Genomic DNA, 22009 nt, shown 5'->3' with positions numbered 1-22009 from the left:
GACGACAGGACCCCGGCGTTCGAAGCCCGACCGCTTCCGCCACATCACTCCATGACGGCGCTGTGGTCGACCTTGGCCGGCGTCCCCGGCTTGCGCAGCAGGAGCACCAGCGGGATTGCCGCCAGCGACAGGATCATCATCAGCTTGAAGTCGTTCATGTAGCTGATAACAGTCGCCTGCAGCGTCACCACGCCGTCGAGCGCGGCGCGGCCGGCGGCGGTATAAGGGTTCATCGCCTGGAAGATCGCCGGATCGCTGAACGCCTGGTTGAAGGGCGTTACATAGGCGGCGATGTTGGCGTGGTTGATCTGCACATTCTGCGTCAGAAGCGCGGTGACCACCGATATTCCGACGCTGGAGCCGATGTTGCGCGACAGATTGTAAAGACCGGTGCCTTCCGCGCGCCGCTCCGGCGCCAGCGTGGCGAAGGTGATGGTGGTCAGCGGCACGAACAGGAAGCCCAGGCCCGCACCTTGGATGAAGCCGGTGGAGATGATGGTCCACTGCGAAACGTCAGGCGTCCAGCCGGTCATGTCGTACATCGCCCAGGCGGTGATCAGCAGGCCGATGAGCAGCAGCCAGCGCGTGTCGACCTTGCCGATCAGCCTGCCGACCAGGAACATGCAGGCCATCGTGCCAAGCCCGCGCGGCCCCATGACGATGCCGGCAGTCACCACGGGATAGCCCATCAGCGTCTGCAGATAGGGCGTCATCAGCGCCAGCGAGGCGAGATAGGTGATGCCGATGATGAAGATGAAGATCATGCCGACGGCGAAATTCCGGTCGAGGAACAGCCTCGGATTGACGAAGGTGTTGCGGGCGGTGAAGGTGTGGACGAGGAAGATGTAGAAGGCCGAAGCGCAGATCAGCGCCTCGACGAGGATCTCGGATGACGAGAACCAGTTGAGCTGCTCGCCGCGATCGAGAAACATCTGCAAGGCGGCGATGGTGATGCTGAGCATGCCGAAACCCAGCCAATCCAGCCTTGCCTTGAAATCCAGCTTGGTTTCCAAGACGTACAGAGACACGCCGGCGAAGGCCAGCGCGCCGATCGGCACGTTGATGTAGAACACCCAGCGCCAGCTGACATTCTCGGTCAGCCAGCCGCCGATGACAGGCCCCAGCACCGGCCCGACCATCACCGAGACGCCGAACAGCGCCATGGCGGAGCCGCGCTCTTCCACGCTGTAGATATCGAGCAGGATGCTCTGCGACAGCGGCACCAGCGCCGCGCCGAACAGGCCCTGCAGCAGGCGGAAGCCGACGATCTGCGGCAGCGACTGCGCGAAACCGCACAGCACCGAGGCGACGACGAAGCCGGTGATCGAGGTCAACAGGATGCGCTTGCGGCCGAAGCGGTTGGCAAGGTAGCCGGAAGGCGGCGTCATCACCGCCGCCGCCACGATGTAGGAGGTCAGCACCCAGTTGATCTGGTCGGCGCTGGCCGAGACGCTGCCCTGGATATAGGGCAGCGCGACATTGGCGATGGTCGTGTCCAGCGCCTGCATGATGACGGCCAGGATCACGCAGGCGGTGATGGCGCCGCGATTGGCGACCACCGGCGTGGCACCTGTCGCGGACGCGCTGGTCATGACTTTTGTCCGAACAGGCCGATGAGATTGGTGACGAAGTCCGGCAGGCCGCGTGAATGGCCCGTGTCGACGTCGACCACGGCGCTCATGCCGCCGCGCAGCGGTGGTTTGCCGTCGATGTCAGCGATGGTGACGCGCATCGGGATGCGCTGCACGACCTTGACCCAGTTGCCGGTGGTGTTCTGCGCCGGCAGCAGCGAGAAGCTCGACGACGAGGCGGGACTGATCGAGGCAACTTTGCCGTGCCAGACGGCACCGGGATAGGTGTCGACGCTGATCGTCGCCGTCTGCCCGGGACGCACATAGGTCAGATCGGTTTCCTTCGGTTCCGCCGCGATCCACAGATCGGTCGACGAGACCAGGCTGAACGCCGGCTGCGAAGCCGGCAGGTACTTGCCGACCTGCAGCGCGTCGACATTGGTGACGGTGCCGTCGAACGGTGCCTTGACAACGGAATCGGCGAGGTTGCGCTGCGCGTCGTCGACGCTCGACTGGGCCTGGAGGTAGAAGGGGTTCTTCTCCACCGGCTGGTTGGCGTCGCCGCCAAGCTGGGCGAGCGTGGCCTGCGCCTGCGCCTTGGCGACGGACACTTTCTGGCGCGCGGCGACGAGATCGTGCTGGGCGCTGTCGAAAGACGCCTTCGAGGCGGTGGAGGTCTTGAGCAGATCCTGCTGCCGCTGGAAGGCGGCTTCGTAATAGGGAATGTCGGCCTGCGCCTGCTCGATCTGCGACAGCGACTGCTGGTAGCTCGCCTCCAGGGTCAGCACCTGGTTGCGGACGGTGCCGAGCTGGGCCTGGGCGGCGGCGAGAGCGGTCTCGAAGGAGGCCGGCCGCAGGCGAAACAGCACGTCGCCCTTCTTGACCGCCTGGTTCTCATGCACGTCGATCTCCTGCACCGTGCCGGAGACGTCGGTGGAGACGCCGAGCGACTGAGCCTGGATATAGGCATTGTCGGTCGTCATCAGCTGACCGCCGGTGACATAATAATAGCCGCCGAAGCCAAGCGCGACGGGAAGCAGGGCAAAAAGGACGGGCCGCGCCAGGCTGCGCTTCGGTTTGACCGGAACAGGAGGGGCGACGGCGGCAGGGGCCTGCCGTGGCGGCGGCTCCTTGGCCGGAGCCTCCAGCGCCGCCGGCTCCAGGGCGACCGGCGCTTCCAGTTCGTCATTTTCGATGACGGCGGTGGCCCGCCGCTGTTCGCGCTCACTGTCGAGCTGGATAATCTGGTCGGTCCGACCCGCCGGTGTTTCGTCTCCGGCAGGCTTCTTGGGGGATGTCGATTCAGCCATGTACTTTCTCCCGGTCGACGGCTGGCTGGGTGCAAGCCGCGAGCAGATTGGATTTGATCAAGCTTAGGGTTTGCAGCAGATGCTGCTGTGTTTCGGACGAAAGGCCGGCGAAGGCCTCGTCTCGTGTTTTCTGGCCGTTGCCGCGCATGATCTCGAGCAGCGGACGGGCCCGCGGTGTCAGGTAAAGCAGCCATGCCCTGCGGTCGACGGGATCGGGCCGGCGCTCGATGAAGCCGCGCGCCTCCATCTTGTCGAGCAGCCGGGCGAGCGTGATCGGCACGATCTCGATGAGGTCGGCGAGCTTGTTCTGGTGGATGCCTTCATGCAGCGAAAGGAAGGCCAGCACCTGCCATTGGGCGCGGGTCAGCCCCGATGCGCGTGACCGCTGCTCGAACCGCTTGCGAAGCAGGCGCGCGACGTCGTGCAGCACGAAGCTGATATTGGGGGAAGAGGGCATGGGAGGAGGTCGGGGTCGGGTGGCAACTTTTCGTGAGCATGCTTATTATCATCATGCACATAATCCTGCTGGACGCCCCGCGCAAGACCGATTAAGCCCCGGGGAAGAAAAAACGCATGGGCCACGGCATGCAAAAGCCGCGTGGTGATGTGGATTTGCCGGCAAGGATTTTGGCGATGGATTGGATCAGGATCGCGGCTCTCACGGCTCTCGTTGGGTGCCCCGGCGCCGCTGCCGCGAAGGATGCGGTCAGCTGCGGCGGCGGCGCCATGCTGGGCGGCGCGCAGCTCAACTGCAGCCATGTCGAACCCAAGGCACCGCCGCAGTTCTGCACGTTTAGCTGGGATCTTCACACGATGGCGGGAGATCAGAAGGTCGTCGAAGGCAGCTTCATGCTGCCGCCCGGAGCGTCGAACGTTCAGGTCTATCAGGGCAGTGGTTTCGACAGCGCGCTGTCCAACCCGATCGTGATCTGCCGCGGCAACAAATGAGCGTGGCGGGCAAGGAACGCTCGCTCGTCAGCCGATTGGTGCTATAGGGCGGATCACGTTATTTTGACCAGGCGCGCGGATTGCGGATCCGCGTGGCTATCACTTCCTGGACGGACTTCGACATGGACGGACCCAACCCCGGCATCAAGCACCCGATCCCGATGCACACGCGCGTCGGCTTCCTGAAGCCTCTGGTGACAGAGCCGAACATCGAGATCGGCGACTTCACCTATTATGACGACCCGAACGGACCGGACAAATTCGCCGAAAAATGCGTGCTGCATCACTATCCCTTCATCGGCGACAAGCTCATCATCGGCAAGTTCTGCGCCATCGCCGAGGGCGCGCGCTTCATCATGAACGGCGCCAATCACGCCATGTCCGGCTTCTCGACCTATCCGTTCAACATTTTCGGCCATGGCTGGGAAAAGGGTTTCGACCCCCAGACATGGTCGAAGGAACTGCGCGGCGACACGATGGTCGGCAACGATGTCTGGATCGGCATGGAGGCCGTGATCCTGCCCGGTGTGGAAATCGGCCATGGCGCCATCATCGCCGCCAAATCGGTGGTGACGCACGACGTGCCGCCCTATGCGATCGTTGCCGGCAACGCCGCGAAAGTGGTGAAGATGCGTTTCGACGACAGGACGATCCGACGGCTGCTGGCGGTGGCATGGTGGGACTGGCCGGTGGACAAGATCGGCCGCAATCTCGACGCCATCAGGAGCGCCGATATCTCTCTACTGGAGGCAGCAGCTTGAACGTTCCCAACAGCACCGCGATCCAAACCGACCTGTTCACGCGCGGATGGATCTTCATCCGCGGCGTGCCGGCCATGAAGTTCCTGCCGCCGGAAGGGCCGCCGGAGATCGCCTTTGCCGGCCGCTCCAATGTCGGCAAGTCGTCGCTGATCAACGCCCTGGTCAACCAGAAGGGGCTGGCGCGCACCTCCAACACGCCGGGGCGCACGCAGGAACTCAACTATTTCGTGCCGGACGGATTTTCAGGCGAGGGCACCGACCTGCCGCCGATGGCGCTCGTCGACATGCCGGGCTACGGCTACGCCACCGCGCCCAAGGAGAAAGTCGACGAGTGGACCAAGCTGGTCTTCGACTATCTCAAGGGCCGCGTCACGCTGAAGCGGGTCTATGTGCTGATCGATGCCCGCCACGGCATCAAGGCCAAGGACGACGAGGTGCTGTCGCTGCTCGACAAGGCGGCGGTATCCTACCAGATCGTGCTGACCAAGACCGACAAGATCAAGGCCGCCGGCGTGCCGCGGCTGATCGAGGAGACGCTGCAAAAGATCAAGAAGCGTCCGGCGGCGTTCCCGTTCGTGCTGGCGACATCATCGGAAAAGGGCGAAGGCCTGGAGGAATTGCAGGCCGCCATCGTGCTCGCGGCGAATGGCGGCTAGTCGTCGTGCGCGCATACGTTGACCGCGCCCTGGCAATCCGTCAACATCGCAGTGCCGTTCGAGGGCAACCGGATGCGTATCGTTTTTCGTTGTGATCCCGCGCTTGCCGAAATGCTCCCCCGGCCGGTTCCGGCGCGTGGCATGCTGCCTGACTGGCTCCGCAAGATGCCTCCGAAAGCCTATTCGGAAATCCATGGGCGAGAGATCAGGACAGTAAAACAGTGTCCGCCCTTCGTTGATGCGATGACACATGGCTTCATGATCCTGCTGCCATGCGATGTGACAGTTGAGAACGGGGCCTTTGAATGGCGGTGGGACATCGCCGAGCCGTCAACGAAGGGCCATCCGCGTTCGCCGCTCAGCTTCCATGTCGCCGAACAGCTCGCCGGCGCACCGTTGTCGAATGGGCTGGCGGCGATAAAATTCAACAGTTTCTGGACGATCGAGTTGGAGGAAGGCTGGTCCCTCTTCGCCACCCATCCGGTCAACCGCGATGATCTTCCTTTCCGCCTGGTGACTGGTGTCGTCGATTCGGATCACTTCCAGGACGCCGGCATCAATTTCCCGGCGATTTGGACCGACCAGGGTTTCTCCGGCGTGCTAGCAAAGGGCACGCCGATCGCGCAATGCTTTCCCGTGCCGCGCGCCGCCCCCGAACTCGTTTTCGAAAGCTTCGATGTCGCGCGCAAAGCCTCCTATGAAAAAACCGTCGCCGATGTTCTTGCCGAACCCGGTGTCTACCGTAAGCAGTTTCGCGTGAAACGCGCCCGCTAGAGCTCCGATTCGAGTGCCGCCGCTCCAAATGCGACCCGACCTAATTTTTGTTTTTACCAAGCAAGCCCTTCAACGTTTCGCGATCGATCCAAAGCTTGCCGTGCGGCGCTGACGTCAGGGCCATCGCGATGGTGCCAAAGGTTGTGGCGCGCTGCCCGTAGGCCGTTCGAAAGGCCTCGATCGCGGCGTCCATATCGCCCGCTTCCTGAAGCACTACCCCCAGATTGACCGCCGCCTCGGCGTCGTCGGGGCGTATCTCCAGCGCTTTGCGATAGGCGGCCGCTGCCCCCACATGATCATGCAGATCCTGCCTGACAAGGGCGAGGTCGAACCATGCCGATGCGGGCGCGCTTCCCTTTACGGCCCGCTCCAGCAAGGGTGCCGCATCGGCGGGCATTCCGTCCTCGAACAGCATGCGGCCCAGGCGTGCTGCCGCCTCCGCCGAAAAGGGATCGGCAAGTGTCAGCTGTCGCCATACCTCGAGCGCATGGGCCCGGTCGCCTGCCTCATCGAGCGTGCGCGCCTGCTCGATGAGCACAGCGGCGCCAGGCGCCAATTCCGCGGCGCGTGAGATATGGAACAGTGCTTGGTCAAAATCCCGCGCCGCCCGTTCCAAGCGGCCGGCGAGCAATTGAGCGGATGCGTTGTCAGCCCGGATCGCCAGACTTGCCTGAATATGGGCGCGGGCTTGCAATATCTCTCCCTTGGCGAAAAGAACGGCAGCCATAAGGTGGTTGAGGGCAGGGTCGTCAGCCGCCTCGCGAAGAGCCTCCCCGCAAAGCAACCGTGCCTGCTCGTGGCGACCGGCGTTGAAGTCCGCCACGATGCGTCGCATCTGATTCTGGAGCTTCGGAACGCCCATCCCGATCTGCCCTCACGCTCGCGAACGAGAACCATTCCCGCCGAATGATCGGTTCTACCCAGATCCAGACGTTGACGCTCCGCGCCTTGAGGTCAAGCCGCCCTCCGCAAAAAATCGGCCACTGGACGGCCGTTTCGGAGATTCCTGTCAGGGCGAGTGTGAGCTGTTTTCTTCCTCTGCCAGCCTTTCGGTGCCGTAGGCCTTGAGGAACATGCCGACGCCCGACCGGACAATGTGATCGATCTCGTCCTGGGTCGGTGCCTTGGTGCGGTAGGCGAAGATGCACTGCCGGAAAAGACCGGCCAGGCATAGTTCGGTGAACTGATAGGCGGCGAGGTCGACATCGTCGATCTCGAGCAGGCCGCGCTCGATGGCGGCGTTGAGGAAGACCACCACCTTGTCATGGCCGCGCTTGGGCCCGCGTTCGTAAAAACGCGCGCCCATGTCCGGAATTCTGTCGGAGGCGCCGATAACCGTGCGCTGCGCCTGGATGACCCTGGCCGAGGTGAGCTTCATCGACAGGACCTTGCCGAACTTGACCAGCGTCTGGCGCAAATCGTCGGCGCGGTCGAGCATGTCGTACATGTTCTTGAAGATGGTGCCGCGCTCTTCCTCGATCAGCGCCTCGAACAACTCTTCCTTGTTGGCGAAGTAGACATAGATGGTGCCCTTGGAGACACCGGCCTCGCGCGTGATGTCGTTCATCGAGGCGGCCTCGAAGCCCTTTTCGATGAAGACGCGGCGGGCACCGTCGATGATCTGGCTGCGCTTGACCGGATCCTGTCCGGCTGCCGGGCGGCCACGGCGCAGACCATCCAGCAGATCCTCGCACTGGTCGGCTTCGGCGTTGCGCACAGTCTCAACCATAAAAATCACACCCCGAAAATAATTCGAACCAACCGGTTCGATTGCCCCTTGATATGGTCCTCTTTACGCGCTATGTCAACGCCCAGATCGAACCGAACGGTTCAGTATTATAACTTTAGAGAGATGTCATGTCCTCGAATACGTCCGTCACCGCCGAAGTCCGTCCTTTCCCCAACGCCAAGGTTGCCCCGGCGACGGAAGCGCCCGATGTGCATGTCCAGCCAGTCGTCGCACCGCCGCCGGAGGCTGAAGCTCCGGCCAAGAAGAAGCGCTCGGTGCGTTCTTTCCTGCTGCCGATCATCGGCCTTGCCCTTTTGAGCGGTGGCGCCTGGTACGGCTATGATTACTGGACCACGGGCCGCTTCATGATCTCCACGGACGATGCTTATGTCCAGGCCGACATGGCGTTCGTCTCGCCAAAAATTTCCGGCTATGTCGATCAGCTCCTGGTCAGCGAGAACCAGCAGGTCAAGGCCGGCGATCCGCTGCTGACGATCGATGCCGGCGACTACAAGATCGCCGTTGCCCAGGCCGAGGCGCAGATCGCCACACTGGCCAAGACGCTCGACCGCATCGACGCGCAGACCAAGGCCGCGCAGGCCTCCCTGCAGCAGGCGCAGGCGCAGAAGGTCGCCGACCAGGCCGCCGCCGACAATGCCGGCCGCGCCCAGCAGCGCGCCGCGCAACTGGTCAAGACGCATGTCGGCACGCAGGCACAGCTGGACGACGCCCAGACCGCGCTCGACCAGGCCAAGGCCGCTCTCGTCGGCGCCGACGCGCAGATCGCCGCTGCGCAGGCCAATATCGGCGTGCTCGAGGCACAGCGTGCCGAATCGGCGAGCACGCTTGCCTCCTTGCAGCTCGGCCGCGACAAGGCCGCGCGCGATCTCTCTTTCACCGTGCTCAAGGCGCCGTATGACGGCGTCGTCGGCAACCGCTCCGTCGAACAGGGCGATCTGGTCAGCCCCGGCCAGAAGCTCGCCGTGGTCGTGCCGATGGACAAGCTCTACATCGTCGCCAACTTCAAGGAGACGCAGCTTGCCCGGCTGGTTCCCGGCGAAAAGGTCAACATCTCGGTGGACGCCATCGACGGCCACCCCATCCAGGGGACCGTCTCCTCGCTGGCGCCGGCGTCGGGCGCGGTGTTCTCGCTGCTGCCGCCGGAAAACGCCACCGGCAACTTCACCAAGGTGGTGCAGCGCGTGCCGGTCCGCATCGACGTGCCGGCCGATGCGCTGAAAACCGGCAAGCTGCGCGCGGGCTTGAGCGTCGTCGTCGCCGTCGACAGCCGCACGGCGCCTGCCGCGACCAGTAACTGATCGCTTTTCGGAGGGCGGCTTGGTGGCTGATTGAAGCACCTGGCCGCCCGGCCTGCCTCAAGGAGGCTTAGGACATGGCAACCGCAACCATCACCGCAGGATCGCCACCGGCCATGCCGGCGGTTCCCGACACGATTTCGACGCGACGCGTCATTGCCTTCCTGGCGATGGTGTTCGGCATGTTCATGGCGATCCTGGACATCCAGATCGTCTCGGCCTCGCTGGCCGAAATCCAGGCCGGCCTCAGCGCCAGCTCCGACGAGATCCCGTGGGTGCAGACAGCCTATCTGATCGCCGAGGTGGTCATGATCCCGCTGTCGGGCTTCCTCAGCCGGATGCTGTCGACGCGCGTGCTGTTCACCGTCGCGGCCGCGGGCTTCACCGCGGCCAGCGCGCTGGCCGCGACCGCCACCAACATCGACCAGATGATCGTCTACCGCGCCGTGCAGGGCTTCATCGGCGGCGGCATGATCCCGAGCGTCTTCGCTGCCGCCTTCACCATCTTCCCGCCGTCGCGCCGCGCCATCGTCTCGCCGATGATCGGCTTGGTGGCGACGCTGGCGCCGACCATCGGCCCGACCGTCGGCGGCTATATCAGCCACGCCTTTTCATGGCACTGGCTGTTCCTGGTCAATGTCGTGCCCGGCATTCTGGTGGCGACCGCGGCCTGGTCGCTGATCGATTTCGACAAGCCCAATCTCAAGTTGTTCTCGAAGTTCGACTGGTGGGGCCTCGCCGGCATGGCCGCCTTCCTCGGCTGCATGGAGTACGTGCTGGAAGAGGGTCCGAACAACGACTGGCTGCAAGACCAGGCCGTGTTCATCTGCGCCATCATCATGACCATCGGCGCGGTGATCTTCTTCTGGCGTGTCTTCACCGCCGAGGAACCGATCGTCGACCTCAAGGCGTTCAGCAACATCAATTTCGCCTTCGGCTCGCTGTTTTCCTTCGTCATCGGCATCGGCCTCTATGGCCTGACCTATCTCTATCCGGTCTTCCTGGGGCGCATCCGCGGCTACGATTCGATGATGATCGGCGAAGCGCTGTTCGTCAGCGGCCTAGCCATGTTCTTCACCGCGCCCATCTCCGGCATCCTGTCGAGCAAGATGGATTTGCGGCTGATGATGATGATCGGCTTCTTCGGCTTCGCTACCGGCACATGGTGGATGACCCACCTGACCGCCGACTGGGATTTTTATGAGTTGCTCATCCCGCAGATCCTGCGCGGCTGTTCGATGATGCTGTGCATGGTGCCGATCAACAACATCGCGCTCGGCACCTTGCCGCCGGACCGGTTGAAGAATGCATCCGGCCTGTTCAACCTCACCCGCAATCTCGGTGGTGCGGTCGGCCTTGCCCTCATCAACACCGTGCTGATCGACCGCAATGCCTTCCACTACGCAAGGCTCGGCGAGCACGTGCAGTGGGGCAGCGCGGCGGCCCAGCAGAAGCTGCAGAACATGACGCTCAACTTCGAGCAGACATCAGGCCTGGACGCTACCAGTGCGGCGATCTCCAAATTGTCGGGCATGGTCCATCAACAGGCGGCGCTGCTGTCTTTCATGGACGTGTTCTACATGCTCACGGTGCTGTTCGCGACGCTTGGCCTGTTCACCATGCTGATCAGGAAGCCGGCCGCGCCCGGTGGTGGCGGAGGCGGCGGGCACTGAAACAAAAGAACCATACGCGGCAGCGGTTTCAGGAAGCTCCTCCAGTCCACGCCTGAAACGCTGACAGCGCAAAAAACTCCGGGCCGCAAAGCCCGGAGTTTTTTATTGCCCTTGCTAGAGCAATTCCAGGAAAAGTGTGTAGCGGTTTTCCGTCCGGAATTGCGTAAAAACAAATAGTTAGAGCAGTTCAGCGATTCTACCAATCGCTGAACTGCTCTAGCGTCAGGCGGTGGCGGGCTTGAAGGTCAGCGCGACGCCGTTGATGCAGTGGCGCAGGCCGGTCGGCGCCGGGCCATCGTCGAAGACGTGGCCGAGATGGCCGCCGCAGCGGCGGCAATGCACTTCGGTGCGGGTCATGCCCAGCGACCGGTCCTCGGTCTTGCCGATGCCATTGGCGATCTCTTGCCAGAAGCTCGGCCAGCCGGTGCCGGAATCGAATTTCGTCTCCGAGGGATAGACCGGCAGGTCGCAGCCGGCGCAGGCGAAGATGCCCTTGCGGTGTTCGTTGAGCAGCGGGCTGGTGCCTGGATACTCGGTGCCCTCCTTGCGCAGCACGTCGAAGGCGGCCGGCGACAGGATGGCCTTCCATTCGTCGTCGGTCTTGGTGACCTCGAATTTCTCGGCCGCCTGCGCGGCCTGCGGGCTGCCCATGCGAAGCACCGTTGCCGCGGCACCGACAACGCCGATCGCGGCGGCACCGCTCAAAAGAAAGTCGCGACGGTTCATGACCAGTTCCTCCTGTCGTCCGTTTTGCCAAACTATACCCGCCACGCAAAAGTCAAAAGCCGGTGACGGTTGCCCTCAAACGACACTCCGCACCGTTCACGGCTGACCGTGGAACGGCGCGGAGCAGGCGTGCCGATTGCGGATCACGGGGAGCGAGACGACGCGATCGACAGAGAGCTCTTGCCTGCTGTTTCGTCCGCGGCAAGCGCCTTGTTACATTTTCGGTCCCATCACATTTTCGGGAGCAGAACCTTGTCGATGACATGAATGACGCCGTTGGATTGTTCGACATCGGCGATCGTCACATTAGCGACATTGCCGTTCTCGTCGGTGACGGTGACCTTGCCGCCATCGGCCTTGAGCGACAGCTCGCAGCCGCCGACCGTCTTGACCTTGTGCGTCCCGCCGTCGGCCTTGGCCATCGCGGCCACATCCGCCCCCATCGCCTTGGCGCCGATGACGTGGCAGGCCAGGATCTTGGTGAGCTTGTCCTTGTTCTCGGGCTTGAGCAGCGTGTCGACCGTGCCGGCCGGCAGTGCCGCGAAGGCTTCGTTGGTCGGCGCGAAGACGGTGAACGGGCCGGCTCCCTGCAGCGTCTCGACCAGGCCGGCGGCCTTGACGGCGGCGACCAGCGTCGTGTGATCCTTGGAATTGACGGCGTTGTCGACGATGGTCTTGTTGGCAAACATGGCGGCGCCGCCGACCATCGGGTTTTCAGCATAAGCAGCCGTGGCAAGCGCGGAGACAGCGATCGTACCGGCGAGCAAAAGGGTGGCGAATCTACGCATGATATCTGGACTCCTCGGGTTTCTCTTCCCATTTTTGGGGACGCGAGGAGATACGGAACACAGATGCGTGAGTTTCAGACTATTTCCTGGTTTTAGATTTATTTGCATTGCGGAAAAATTTTCGAGCACGACGGTTTTCCGGCTTACGGGCCTATTAGACATATGTGATGGAAGATAGACTGGGTAATTTCTATCTTGTCACCATCCGGAGGGTCGATCAGATGCCCTTCAGATCGCCTGCGGCAACAACGGGGCCGGTCGGCTGGCCGGTCGGCGAGCCTCCGGCAGGCTCGAGGCTGACGGCCAGCACGGCGCCCTGCGCGAGTTTCTGCTGCGTGGCGGGCGAGACCCCAATGTGCGCCGTCGCACCGGCCGGGATGACGCCCATCGAGACCGGCGCGTTCTTGCCCTCGATCATCCACAGTTCGAAGTCCTTGCCGGAGGCGAGCGCGCCGGAAACATGCGAAAGGCTGACTTCATGCCGTTCGGAATCATAGACGGCGAGATATTTGACGTCGCTGCCGTCGGCGGCCAGCGAGGCGACCAGTCGCGCCTGCGGCTGTTCGGCCGGCCGATTGACATAGGGAACGGCGACATAGAGCGCCAGCGCGGCAACAGCCGCCACGGCAAGGCCACGCCAGAAGGCGAGGCTGGACCACAGGCCGGCGCGCGGTTCGGCGGGCGCGGCGGCGGTGGATGAAAACAGCCGGCGGTCGATCGCCGGCTTCACCGAAGCCGGCGGTTCGATCTCCGGATAGCCGGCGCCCAACGGCGAGAGGTGAACTTCCCAACCATCGACGAGCCGCGCGAACTCTGTCTCGCTGTCGATGCGCCTGGATGCGATCTGCCGCTCTTCCGCCGGCAGAACGCCAAGAACATATTCGGCGGCGAACAGGTCGTCGCCTCCACGTTCCGGTCCATTGTCCTCTGCCAGCGTCATCTTTCCAGGCATTCCCTGAGCTTCATCAGGCTGCGGCGCAGCCAGGTACGCATCGTGTTCAACGGCACGCCGTGACGTTCCGCCAGTTCGGCATAGCTTTCGCCCTTGAGATAAGCGCTGCGGACGGCCGCCGCCCGGTCCTTTTCCAGTTCATCGAGACAGTGGTGGATGCGTTCGGTCTCATCGCCCGCCACCGCCATCGCTTCTGGTCCCGGCGCCGGATCGGCCACGTCGAGCGCGGTATCGATATCGACTGCAGGCTTGCGCCGCGCTCGGATGCGATCGATCGCATGGTTGCGCGCGATCGCCACCAGCCAGGAGATCGGGCTCAGATCGGAGACGGCAAAACGATCCGCCTTCGTCCATATCTTGACGAAGACTTCCTGCAACGCCTCTTCCGCGTCTCCCCGGTCGTTCAATACACGAAGGCACACGCCGAAAAGTTTCGCACTGGTCTGCCGGTACAGCAGGTCGAACGCAGCCCGATCCTTCATCGAAGTCCGAACGATCAGCTTGGTGATGTCCTGCGGCGTCATGCGGGTCCAAATTAGGCAATTGCGATGTATTTGCAACGCGGAAATATTCCGCGCGCCTAAAGTTCCGGCGTCCGCACACCTGCCTCGAGGCTGTGTCCCAGTTTGAATTCAAAGATTGGCAATCGCTTTTGAGGCGATGATCCCGACATGCTACACTTTAGCGGAAAGCAAGGGAGATTTGGCATGAGATTGGTAGTCGCCAAACCTGAGGATGTCGCGACTGCCTTTGCCGATGCTTGGAATAGACATGACATGGACGACTTCGCGGCGCTGTTCGCCGACGACGCTAATTTTGTCAATGTCGTGGGCATGTGGTGGAAGAACCACACCGAGATCGAAAGGGCGCACCGCGCAACTCATGAAACCATGTTTCGCGACAGCCGATTAGAAGGTGCCGTCTCGTCAGTTGTTGAATTATCTTCCGGCATTGCATCGGTGCATTATACATGGATCCTGACTGGTGCATCCGCTCCGGACGGCTCATCCGCCGGAACGCGAAAAGGCATTCTGCTTCTGGTTGTTGTGAAGGAAGAACAGTCGGGCTGGCGGATAAAGGTTGCCCAGAATACCGACATTGTTCCGGGGGCGGTTGCTCCCCCTCCAACTCCATGAGATAGGCGTCTTACAAAAACTCGCCGCTCAAATTCCAAACTGAGACATTATGGCCTGGATTGCCAACGGAATCGCCGCTGACTAGCTTGGCGGCAACGGGGGAGCGCGCATGTCGGTCGAACGAATCCTTTGGGAAGAAGACGCGACCGGCCTCGCCGCTCTGGTGCGCAAGGGCGACGTGTCGGCGATCGAATTGACCGAAGCGGCAATCGCCCGCGCCGAGGCCACTCGCCCCGAAATCAACGCCACGGCCGAAACGCTCTATGACGCCGCGCGGGCGCGGGCGAAGAGCATCGACCGCTCCTTGCCGCTGGCCGGCGTCCCCTTTGCCATCAAGGATCTCGGCATCGCCGCCAAGGGCGTGCCCTCGCATGGCGGCAGCCGCATTCCCGCATGGGTGCCCGATTTCAATTCGGTGATGACCGACCGCTATCTCGCCGCCGGGCTGATCCCGATCGTCACCTCGACCTCGCCCGAGCACGGGCTGCGGCTGATGACGGAATCCAAAGCCTTCGGCATCACCCGCAATCCCTGGAATACCGGCCACACCACCGGCGGCTCATCGGGCGGTTCGGCAGCCCTGGTCGCCGCCGGCGTCGTGCCGGCGGGGCATGCGTCGGATGGCGGCGGCTCGATCCGCGTGCCTTCGGCCTGCAGCGGCCTTGTCGGTCTCAAGACCTCGCGCGGCCGTGTCCCGCTGTCGCCGCTGGTAAGCGAAAGCTGGTACGGCATGGTCGTCGATCACGCCGTCACCCGCTCGGTGCGCGACTGTGCGCTGCTGCTCGACCTCACTCATGGTCCAGATGCGCTGGCGCCTTATGCCGCGCGGCCGCCAAAGGGTCCGTTCGCGGCCGCTGCCGCGCGCGATCCCGGCAAGCTCAAGCTGGCCGTCTACCGCAAGTCGCCGCTCGGCCTGCCGATTTCGGCCGAGACGCTCAAGGCGCTCGACATTGCCGTGGCGCTCGCCCGTGAGGGCAGCCATACCGTCGAGGACATCGAGCTGCCCTTCATCGGCCGCGATTTCTTCGCCGATTTCTGCACGACGGTCGCCTCCGCCGTTGCCGGCTCGTTGCGGGGTGAAGCGCTGCGCGTCGGCCGCTCCGTGACGGGCGACATCGAGCGCGCCACGCGGGTGCTCGGCCGGTTGGGCGAAATGGTCTCGGCCGGCGAGGTCTATGCCGGCCTGCAGCGGCTGCATGCCGCCTCGCGCCGCCTGATCGAGGATACCGCGCGCTATGATGCGGTGCTGATGCCCGTCATCGCGCACCCGCCGCTTGCCTGCGGCGCCATGGATCCCAAAGGCGCCGACGAGTTGATCGAAACCCTGCTCGACAAGCTGCATCTCACGGCGCTGCTCAGGATCAAACCACTGTTCGGCCAGTTGATGGACAAGAGCCTCTGGTTCACGCACTGGCCCGCAATCCACAATGTCAGCGGCCAGCCGTCGATTGCGCTACCGGTCCATGTCACGGACGCCGGCCTGCCGCTCGGCATCCAGGCCGCCGGCCGCCCGGGCGACGAGGAAACGCTTTTGTCGCTCGCCGCGCAGATGGAGAAGATCTCGGGCTGGCTGAAGCGGCGGGCGCCGCTGATGGTGCCGTCACAATGACGACACCGTGAACGGCTCGAATATGACAGCAATGCCATTTGCGGCTCGCGTCAATTCCCGCTAAGACGCCGCCGTCCTTACCTGATGCATGTCGCCCAAAAGTGCCCAGCGGTTTGGGGACAACGGCATGCATAAAACCAAAAGCCAGGGAACCACGCCGATGACGGACGTCGCCGCCACCGCCGAAATGCAGGCCGCACTCTTGTCGCGCGCGCTGCCCTACATGCAGCGCTACGAGCACAAGACGGTCGTGGTGAAATATGGCGGCCATGCCATGGGCGACATCGAGCTCGGCAAGGCCTTCGCCCGCGACATCGCGCTGTTGAAGCAGTCCGGCGTCAATCCGATCGTCGTCCATGGCGGCGGCCCGCAGATCGGCGCCATGCTGAACAAGATGGGGATCGAATCCAAGTTCGAGGGCGGCCTGCGCGTCACCGACCAGAAGACGGTCGAGATCGTCGAGATGGTGCTGGCCGGGTCGATCAACAAGGAGATCGTCGCACTGATCAACGCCGAGGGCGAATGGGCGATCGGCCTGTGCGGCAAGGACGGCAACATGGTGTTCGCCGAAAAGGCGCGCAAGACCATGATCGACCCCGATTCCAACATCGAGCGCGTGCTCGATCTCGGTTTCGTCGGCGAGCCGGTCGAGGTCGACCGCACGCTGCTCGACCTGCTGGCACGCTCCGAAATGATCCCTGTTCTGGCGCCGGTGGCGCCCGGCCGCGACGGTCACACCTACAACATCAACGCCGACACTTTCGCCGGCGCCATCGCCGGCGCCTGCAAGGCCTCGCGCCTGCTGTTCCTCACCGACGTGCCGGGCGTGCTCGACAAGAACAAGAAGCTGGTCGACGAGCTGACGGTCACCGAGGCGAAGGCGCTGATCAAGGACGGCACGGTCTCGGGCGGCATGATCCCCAAGGTCGAGACCTGCATCGAGGCGATCGAGCGCGGCGTCGAGGGCGTCGTCATCCTCAATGGCAAGACGCCGCATTCGGTGCTGCTCGAACTCTTCACCGAACACGGCGCCGGTACACTGATCGTGCCTTGACATTTTGCGCTTCGGAGCCCGGCATCCTCAGTCCGGCAGAGCGGCGACGGCCACGATCTCGATGACGAGATCGGATTGCGCGAGCGCGGCGACCCCGATCACTTCCGAGGGCGGCGGATTGTTGTAGCTGCAGTGCTTCGGGCAGTGCTCGGCGAAGAATTCGTCCATCACGTCCAGCCGGAAATTTGGGGAGCTCAGCGCGCCTCCGTCGGGAAACGGCCCTTTGACGTACTGGGTGATCTTGACGAGATATTCGAGCGAGCTGCCGAGCTCCTCCAGATCCGATTTGATGTTCGTCAGAATGGAACGCCATTGCGTCGCCGCGTCGCCGACGGCGCCCCCCTTGCCGCTCGACGGGTCATAATTCTCGGCCGTGCCTGTATTGCCGGCAAGGAAGACATACCCCTTGGCTCCGGTCACGACGGTGCCTTTCCCCCAAGGCATAGGCTGGCCACCTTTCATCTTCTTATGCGTGACAAGTTTCATCGCTTCCTCCTGCTGGCCACCATCGTCCGATCGCCAGAAATTAGCGCGAGGTCCGCTGGCGGCCAGGGCGAGACGGGTCAGGCCGGCGGCGGTGAGACGCCAAAGGCATGCTGCTCGGCGGCAGGCGCCGTTACTGGTCTCTTCGCCGGGCGCTGAAAGGTCATCGACTCTTCCTCCGCATCCTGCGGCGCGCCCCAGAATTCGGCGAGCGTCGGGCCGCCTTTCACCCGGTTGTCGGTCACCAGGAAACCCCACACCTCGCGGAACCAGACGCGGCGGCCCATTTTGGTGTACCAGCGCATCGAATGCCGCTGCTCGGGATCCGGGTGGAACAGGATGCGCGCCAGCGCCTTCGGCCGCGACTGCACGGCGAGTTCGATCAGCTTGACCGAGAAGAACAGCATCCATGGCTTGAGCCGCGTCATGTGCAGCACCTGGTGTTTGTAGTCCCACAGGCGGGCGTCCTTCTGGATGACCCTGCGATCCCGCGCGATGCGGAAGAACGGCGTCCACCGATGCGGCGTCACATAGAGCGCCTGGATCTGGTCCGGGTCATAGGCGATGAGCTGGCGGAAACCACGCCAGAGATCACGAAAACCTTCATCCTCGAAACCGGCCACCCAGGTCGCCATCGACAGGATGCCGTGCTTTCGCAGCAGCCGTATCGCCTCGCGGTCGGACGAGGTGCTGCCGCCCTTGCGGATCAGTCGCAGCGTCTGCTCGTCGGTGTTTTCCATGCCGAGCAGCCAGCGGATAACACCGGCCTTGCGGTAGAGGTGCAGCATGTCGGCGTCGCGCACGATATCGTCGGCGCGTGTCGAGCCGACGATCAGCACCGGCACGTTCTCGGCGATCATCGCATCCAGGAAAGCGCGCCAGGCCTTCTTCGAGACGGTCGGGTTCTCGTCGGCGAGGTTGACCAGCTCGACGCCGTGCTCGCGGTGCAGCCAGGCGATCTCCTGCGCGAATTTCTTGGGATCGCGATGCCGCCAGCGGGTCCAGAAGCCGCGCTGGCCGCAATAATTGCACAGATGCGGGCAGCCGCGCGAAAACTGCATGACCACCGCGCGCTTGCCGCCCCAGTAAGTGTATCTGCTGACGTCAATCAGTTCCCAACCGACGCGGTAGGCATTGAGGTCGGCGATGGTCATCGCCGCTTGCGTGGCGAAAGGACGGGGGAGATCGTCGCGATAGGCGATGCCGGCAACGCTTGCCGGCGGCTGGCGCATCTCCACCGCCTCGACCAGCGCCACCACGGTCGCCTCGCCCTCGCCGCGCACGATGAAGTCGAAAACGTCCGTTTCGGCCAGGATGTCGCGCCAGTGGTAGGTCGGGAAGACACCGCCATAGATGACGATCGTCGCCGGTTCGCGCGCCTTGATCATCGCGGCGATCAACAAGGCGGTCGGATGCGCAGAAGTGGATCCGGAATGGCCGATCAGGACGAAGTCGGGACAGTCCTTCAGGGCTTCCGCCACGACCGAGGCGAGCGGCATCGGCCCGAACTCGGCATCGACGAGCCGCACGTCGTGGCCGGCGTCGACCAGCGGGCCGCCGATGGCCAGCAGGCCGAGTGGCGGCAGGTGATCGTCGGGCACGCGGCTGCCGATGGCGGTGTGCGGCGGATTGATCAGGACGATTTTCATAGCGGACCTCCAGGACGTTGGTCCGCATGCTGGCCGGCGATCGTGCCGCCCGGTTGGCCCGTTTCAGCAGTTTGCTCGCAGCTTTTCCGCAGAAAAGAGTGAGCGCTGTCAGCGCCTGAGATGCGCGAGCGGCACGTGGCCGGGTCCCTTGATGTTCTGCAGCACCAGCTGGGTGTGGACGTCGCGCACGCCCTCGAGCCGCATCAGCCGATGCATGACGAAGGCGTTGAGCTCGTCGACCGACGGCACCATGACATGCAGCAGGAAATCGTGGTCGCCGGTCATCGTCCAGCACGACGACACCTCGTCCATACGCTGGACAGCGGCAATGAAGCTCTCGGGCGAGCCGTCGCTGTGGCTGACCAGGCGCACCTGGATGAATACCTCGACCATCAGGCCGACCGCGCGGCGGCTGATCACGGCGGCAAATCCCTTGATGATGCCGGCTTCCTGCAGCGCTTCGAAGCGCCGCGCGCAGGGCGTGGTGGAGAGGCCGATCTCCTGCGCCAGCTCCGAGACAGGTTTGCGCCCGTCGCGTTGCAGGACATCAAGCATCCTGATCTCGAAATCATCAAACTGAGGCATTTTCACTCTCCTTGTGTCGATTTTGAGTGAATGTTATCTCGAATATGCCGCTCGATCTACGATCAAAACCAATTTGCCTCGGTAAGTCGGGCTACGCTTTCGGCACCGCAGCCATCGATGCTTTGCGAGGGAGAAGACATATGACGACGATGAGCGTTGCCGAATATGCCCGCGACTGCGCGGCGCAAGGGTTGCGCGGCGACTATTCAGTCTGCCGCGCCGATTTCACCGTGGCACAGGGCTATGACTACAGCGCCGAGGAGCAGGCGGTGTGGCGCACGCTGTGCGACCGCCAGACCAGGCTGACGCGCAAGCTCGCCCACCATTCCTATCTCGACGGCGTGGAGAAGCTCGGCCTGCTCGACGCCATTCCCGATTTCGCCGACGTCAGCGCCAGGCTGCGCAAGCTGACCGGCTGGGAGATCGTCGCCGTGCCCGGCCTCATTCCGGCGGCCCCGTTCTTCGATCACCTCGCCAATCGCCGCTTCCCGGTCACCAACTGGCTGCGCACCAGGCAGGAACTCGATTACATCGTCGAGCCGGACATGTTCCATGACTTCTTCGGCCATGTGCCGGTGCTGTCGCAGCCGGTGTTCGCCGATTTCATGCAGATGTATGGCAAGAAGGCCGGCGACATCATCACGCTCGGCGGCGACGAGATGATCACCCGGCTCTACTGGTATACTGCCGAATACGGCCTGATGCAGGAGCCCGGCCAGCCGCTGAAGGCCTTTGGCGCCGGGCTGATGTCATCGTTTACCGAGTTGCAGTTCGCGGTCGAGAGCAAGGACGCCCACCATGTGCCTTTCGACCTCGAGACAGTGATGCGCACCGGCTACGAGATCGACAAGTTCCAGCGCGCCTATTTCGTGCTGCCGTCCTTCGACGCCTTGCGCGACGCCTTCCAGAGCGCGGATTTCGAGGCGATCGTCGCACGCCGCAAGAGCCAGCCGGCGCTCGACCCGGCGACGGTCTAGTCCGTTTCGGTTTTGGGAATACGACATAAAAACAAAGACCTAAAGCGCGTCGCATGACTCCGTTTCGACGCGACGCGCTTCAGACGCTTTGATCCCGGCAGGCTATTGCAGGGCGGCGGGGCTCATCCACAGGAACTCCCAGACATTGCCGTCAGGGTCTTCGATGTGGCGGTTGAACATGAAGCCGAGATCCTGCGCCGGATTGGGATCAGCGCGTCCGCCTGCCGCCACGCCCTTCTCGATCATGGCGTTGACGTCGTCCTTGCTGTCGGCGGTGAGCGCGATCAGCATCTGGCTTTCACGCCTGGGGTCGCCGATCTGCCGCGCGGTGAACTGGCTGTAGTACTGAAGCGAAAGCAACATGACGCCAATGGAGTCCGAGAACATGATCGAGCTGGCCTGGTCGCTCGAGAACTGCGGATTGAGCGTGCCCCCGATCGCGAGATAAAAATTGGTGGCTGCCTGCAGATCGCGCACCGGCAGATTTATGAAGATCATCTTGGTCATCGGTCTAAAGCCTCGCCTTCGTTGACAGGTACTAGTCAGTCCAGTACCGTTTGACGACTATCACGAGAGAACGGTACCGTCTAGTACCGGTCAAAGGGGCGCCATGGAAATCGAGGGGGAGACCAGATCGGCACGCAAGGATCGTGAAATCATCCAGGCGGCCACGGCGGCGTTCATCAGCAAGGGCTATGATGGAACCAGCATGGAGGAAATCGCCACCAAGGCGGGAGCTTCCAAGCAGACCGTGTACAAGCATTTCACCGACAAGGAGACGCTTTTCGGTGAAGTCGTTCTATCAACCGCTGGCCAGGTCAACGACATCATCGAGTCCGTGACGACACTGCTTTCCGAGGCGAAATTCATGGAGGGCGGCCTGCAGCAGCTTGCTCGGCGCTTGATAACGATGCTCATGGACGACGAGTTGTTGAAGCTGCGCCGCCTGATCATCGCCAACGCGGATCGAATGCCGCAGCTTGGCCGCGGCTGGTACGAAAAAGGCTTTGAGCGCATGCTTGCCTCGACGGCGTCCTGCTTTCAAAAGCTCACCGATCGGGGGCTGATGCAAACCAGTGATCCCCGTCTGGCGGCCAGCCATCTTTTTGGGATGATCCTTTGGATCCCCATGAATGAAGCCATGTTCACGGGGAGCAACCCGCGTTCCAAAGCCGAACTTGAACGGCACGCGGATGCCTCGGTCGAGGCGTTTCTTGTCGCCTATGGGGTCCAACCGAAATAGTCTCGTCCTCTGCCGACATTTGTTCACGGCCGGGAGCAACGATGCCCACCATGTGCCTTTCGACCTCGA

The 22009-nt window shown here is 63.1% G+C and carries 24 protein-coding genes; 11 read left to right on the top strand and 13 right to left on the bottom strand.

The features are described 5' to 3' along the window. Positions 1 to 44: 44 nt before the first annotated feature. From EN804_RS26625 to EN804_RS26615, 3 genes are read right to left on the bottom strand one after another with little or no spacing between them, the layout of a single operon-like run. A complete protein-coding gene (locus EN804_RS26625) occupies positions 45 to 1592 on the bottom strand; it encodes a DHA2 family efflux MFS transporter permease subunit (protein ID WP_135921713.1) in 1548 nt (515 codons plus the stop codon). Beyond that, positions 1589 to 2881, bottom strand: coding sequence for an HlyD family secretion protein (locus EN804_RS26620; RefSeq protein ID WP_135921712.1), 1293 nt, complete (start codon positions 2879 to 2881; stop codon positions 1589 to 1591). Before EN804_RS26620 ends, EN804_RS26625 begins: the two co-directional genes overlap by 4 nt. Continuing rightward, complete coding sequence (locus tag EN804_RS26615; RefSeq protein ID WP_135862560.1) at positions 2874 to 3338, bottom strand: MarR family transcriptional regulator; 465 nt, start codon at positions 3336 to 3338, stop codon at positions 2874 to 2876. The genes EN804_RS26620 and EN804_RS26615 overlap by 8 nt, the downstream gene beginning before the upstream one ends. Positions 3339 to 3454: 116 nt before the next feature. Between EN804_RS26615 and EN804_RS26610 the strand changes: the two genes are divergently transcribed. From EN804_RS26610 to EN804_RS26595, 4 genes are all read left to right on the top strand, one after another. Next, on the top strand, positions 3455 to 3829 hold the full coding sequence (locus tag EN804_RS26610; RefSeq protein WP_246693491.1) for a hypothetical protein: 375 nt from the start codon (positions 3455 to 3457) through the stop codon (positions 3827 to 3829). 122 nt (positions 3830 to 3951) lie between these two features. After that, entirely contained in the window at positions 3952 to 4590 is a 639-nt protein-coding gene (locus tag EN804_RS26605) for a CatB-related O-acetyltransferase (RefSeq protein WP_189524578.1), read from the top strand. Beyond that, positions 4587 to 5246: a ribosome biogenesis GTP-binding protein YihA/YsxC gene (gene yihA, locus EN804_RS26600; RefSeq protein WP_127278556.1), complete on the top strand. Its 660-nt coding sequence runs from the start codon at positions 4587 to 4589 to the stop codon at positions 5244 to 5246. The genes EN804_RS26605 and yihA overlap by 4 nt, the downstream gene beginning before the upstream one ends. Before the next feature lie 72 nt (positions 5247 to 5318). After that, positions 5319 to 6020 carry a hypothetical protein gene (locus tag EN804_RS26595; RefSeq protein WP_135921711.1) on the top strand — a complete coding sequence of 234 codons (702 nt, stop codon included), beginning with the start codon at positions 5319 to 5321 and terminating at the stop codon, positions 6018 to 6020. A gap of 40 nt (positions 6021 to 6060) precedes the next feature. On the opposite strand, the gene EN804_RS26590 is transcribed toward EN804_RS26595, so the two are convergent. Both EN804_RS26590 and EN804_RS26585 read right to left on the bottom strand, forming a co-directional pair. Next, the gene (locus EN804_RS26590; protein WP_246693490.1) at positions 6061 to 6882 is read right to left on the bottom strand and encodes a tetratricopeptide repeat protein; all 822 of its coding nucleotides are present in this window, start codon (positions 6880 to 6882) and stop codon (positions 6061 to 6063) included. A gap of 147 nt (positions 6883 to 7029) precedes the next feature. Continuing rightward, positions 7030 to 7749, bottom strand: a complete 720-nt coding sequence (locus tag EN804_RS26585; protein WP_135921710.1) for a TetR/AcrR family transcriptional regulator — start codon at positions 7747 to 7749, stop codon at positions 7030 to 7032. A 128-nt stretch (positions 7750 to 7877) separates the two neighbouring features. Between EN804_RS26585 and EN804_RS26580 the strand changes: the two genes are divergently transcribed. Further along, entirely contained in the window at positions 7878 to 9068 is a 1191-nt protein-coding gene (locus EN804_RS26580; protein ID WP_135917044.1) for an HlyD family secretion protein, read from the top strand. Between the two features lie 113 nt (positions 9069 to 9181). Further along, positions 9182 to 10738 (top strand): DHA2 family efflux MFS transporter permease subunit, encoded by a 1557-nt coding sequence (locus tag EN804_RS26575; protein WP_245520811.1) that lies wholly within the window; start codon positions 9182 to 9184, stop codon positions 10736 to 10738. Positions 10739 to 10960: 222 nt separating this feature from the next. Here EN804_RS26575 and msrB read toward each other — a convergent pair whose 3' ends face one another. The 4 genes from msrB to EN804_RS26555 form a co-directional block, all read right to left on the bottom strand. Next, the gene (msrB, locus tag EN804_RS26570) at positions 10961 to 11464 is read right to left on the bottom strand and encodes a peptide-methionine (R)-S-oxide reductase MsrB (RefSeq protein ID WP_135921709.1); all 504 of its coding nucleotides are present in this window, start codon (positions 11462 to 11464) and stop codon (positions 10961 to 10963) included. A gap of 230 nt (positions 11465 to 11694) precedes the next feature. Then, positions 11695 to 12252, bottom strand: a complete 558-nt coding sequence (locus EN804_RS26565; protein ID WP_135921708.1) for a fasciclin domain-containing protein — start codon at positions 12250 to 12252, stop codon at positions 11695 to 11697. Between the two features lie 217 nt (positions 12253 to 12469). Then, complete coding sequence (locus tag EN804_RS26560) at positions 12470 to 13192, bottom strand: anti-sigma factor (protein WP_127280229.1); 723 nt, start codon at positions 13190 to 13192, stop codon at positions 12470 to 12472. Then, complete coding sequence (locus EN804_RS26555; RefSeq protein WP_135921707.1) at positions 13189 to 13728, bottom strand: sigma-70 family RNA polymerase sigma factor; 540 nt, start codon at positions 13726 to 13728, stop codon at positions 13189 to 13191. Before EN804_RS26555 ends, EN804_RS26560 begins: the two co-directional genes overlap by 4 nt. 183 nt (positions 13729 to 13911) lie before the next feature. On the opposite strand from EN804_RS26555, the gene EN804_RS26550 reads away from it, so the two are divergent. The 3 genes from EN804_RS26550 to argB all read left to right on the top strand — a co-directional run bounded on the left by EN804_RS26550 (position 13912) and on the right by argB (position 17003). Next, positions 13912 to 14340, top strand: coding sequence for an SgcJ/EcaC family oxidoreductase (locus EN804_RS26550; RefSeq protein ID WP_135917047.1), 429 nt, complete (start codon positions 13912 to 13914; stop codon positions 14338 to 14340). 109 nt (positions 14341 to 14449) lie between these two features. Further along, the gene (locus EN804_RS26545; RefSeq protein WP_135921706.1) at positions 14450 to 15949 is read left to right on the top strand and encodes an amidase; all 1500 of its coding nucleotides are present in this window, start codon (positions 14450 to 14452) and stop codon (positions 15947 to 15949) included. A gap of 160 nt (positions 15950 to 16109) precedes the next feature. Then, positions 16110 to 17003: an acetylglutamate kinase gene (argB, locus tag EN804_RS26540; RefSeq protein WP_135921758.1), complete on the top strand. Its 894-nt coding sequence runs from the start codon at positions 16110 to 16112 to the stop codon at positions 17001 to 17003. A 27-nt stretch (positions 17004 to 17030) separates the two neighbouring features. Here the strand turns inward: argB and EN804_RS26535 are convergent, their stop codons facing one another. The 3 genes from EN804_RS26535 to EN804_RS26525 form a co-directional block, all read right to left on the bottom strand. Further along, a complete protein-coding gene (locus EN804_RS26535) occupies positions 17031 to 17489 on the bottom strand; it encodes a RidA family protein (protein WP_135921705.1) in 459 nt (152 codons plus the stop codon). Positions 17490 to 17566: 77 nt separating this feature from the next. Continuing rightward, positions 17567 to 19135: a magnesium-protoporphyrin IX monomethyl ester anaerobic oxidative cyclase gene (gene bchE / locus EN804_RS26530; RefSeq protein ID WP_135921704.1), complete on the bottom strand. Its 1569-nt coding sequence runs from the start codon at positions 19133 to 19135 to the stop codon at positions 17567 to 17569. 108 nt (positions 19136 to 19243) lie between these two features. Further along, positions 19244 to 19720 (bottom strand): Lrp/AsnC family transcriptional regulator, encoded by a 477-nt coding sequence (locus EN804_RS26525; RefSeq protein ID WP_127276036.1) that lies wholly within the window; start codon positions 19718 to 19720, stop codon positions 19244 to 19246. Between the two features lie 140 nt (positions 19721 to 19860). Between EN804_RS26525 and phhA the strand changes: the two genes are divergently transcribed. Then, entirely contained in the window at positions 19861 to 20697 is an 837-nt protein-coding gene (gene phhA / locus EN804_RS26520) for a phenylalanine 4-monooxygenase (RefSeq protein WP_135921703.1), read from the top strand. Positions 20698 to 20799: 102 nt separating this feature from the next. On the opposite strand, the gene EN804_RS26515 is transcribed toward phhA, so the two are convergent. Continuing rightward, positions 20800 to 21204: a VOC family protein gene (locus tag EN804_RS26515; protein ID WP_135921702.1), complete on the bottom strand. Its 405-nt coding sequence runs from the start codon at positions 21202 to 21204 to the stop codon at positions 20800 to 20802. Between the two features lie 103 nt (positions 21205 to 21307). Here EN804_RS26515 and EN804_RS26510 point away from each other — a divergent pair, with 103 nt between their 5' ends. Continuing rightward, the gene (locus tag EN804_RS26510) at positions 21308 to 21940 is read left to right on the top strand and encodes a TetR/AcrR family transcriptional regulator (RefSeq protein ID WP_135921701.1); all 633 of its coding nucleotides are present in this window, start codon (positions 21308 to 21310) and stop codon (positions 21938 to 21940) included. The last annotated feature ends 69 nt before the right edge of the window (positions 21941 to 22009 follow it).

Origin of the sequence: Mesorhizobium sp. M8A.F.Ca.ET.161.01.1.1 (genome assembly GCF_004792105.1) — a bacterium.
Classification (GTDB): domain Bacteria; phylum Pseudomonadota; class Alphaproteobacteria; order Rhizobiales; family Rhizobiaceae; genus Mesorhizobium.
Note: the sequence above shows the minus strand (reverse complement) of the source record. Positions and strands in the feature narration are given on the sequence as shown.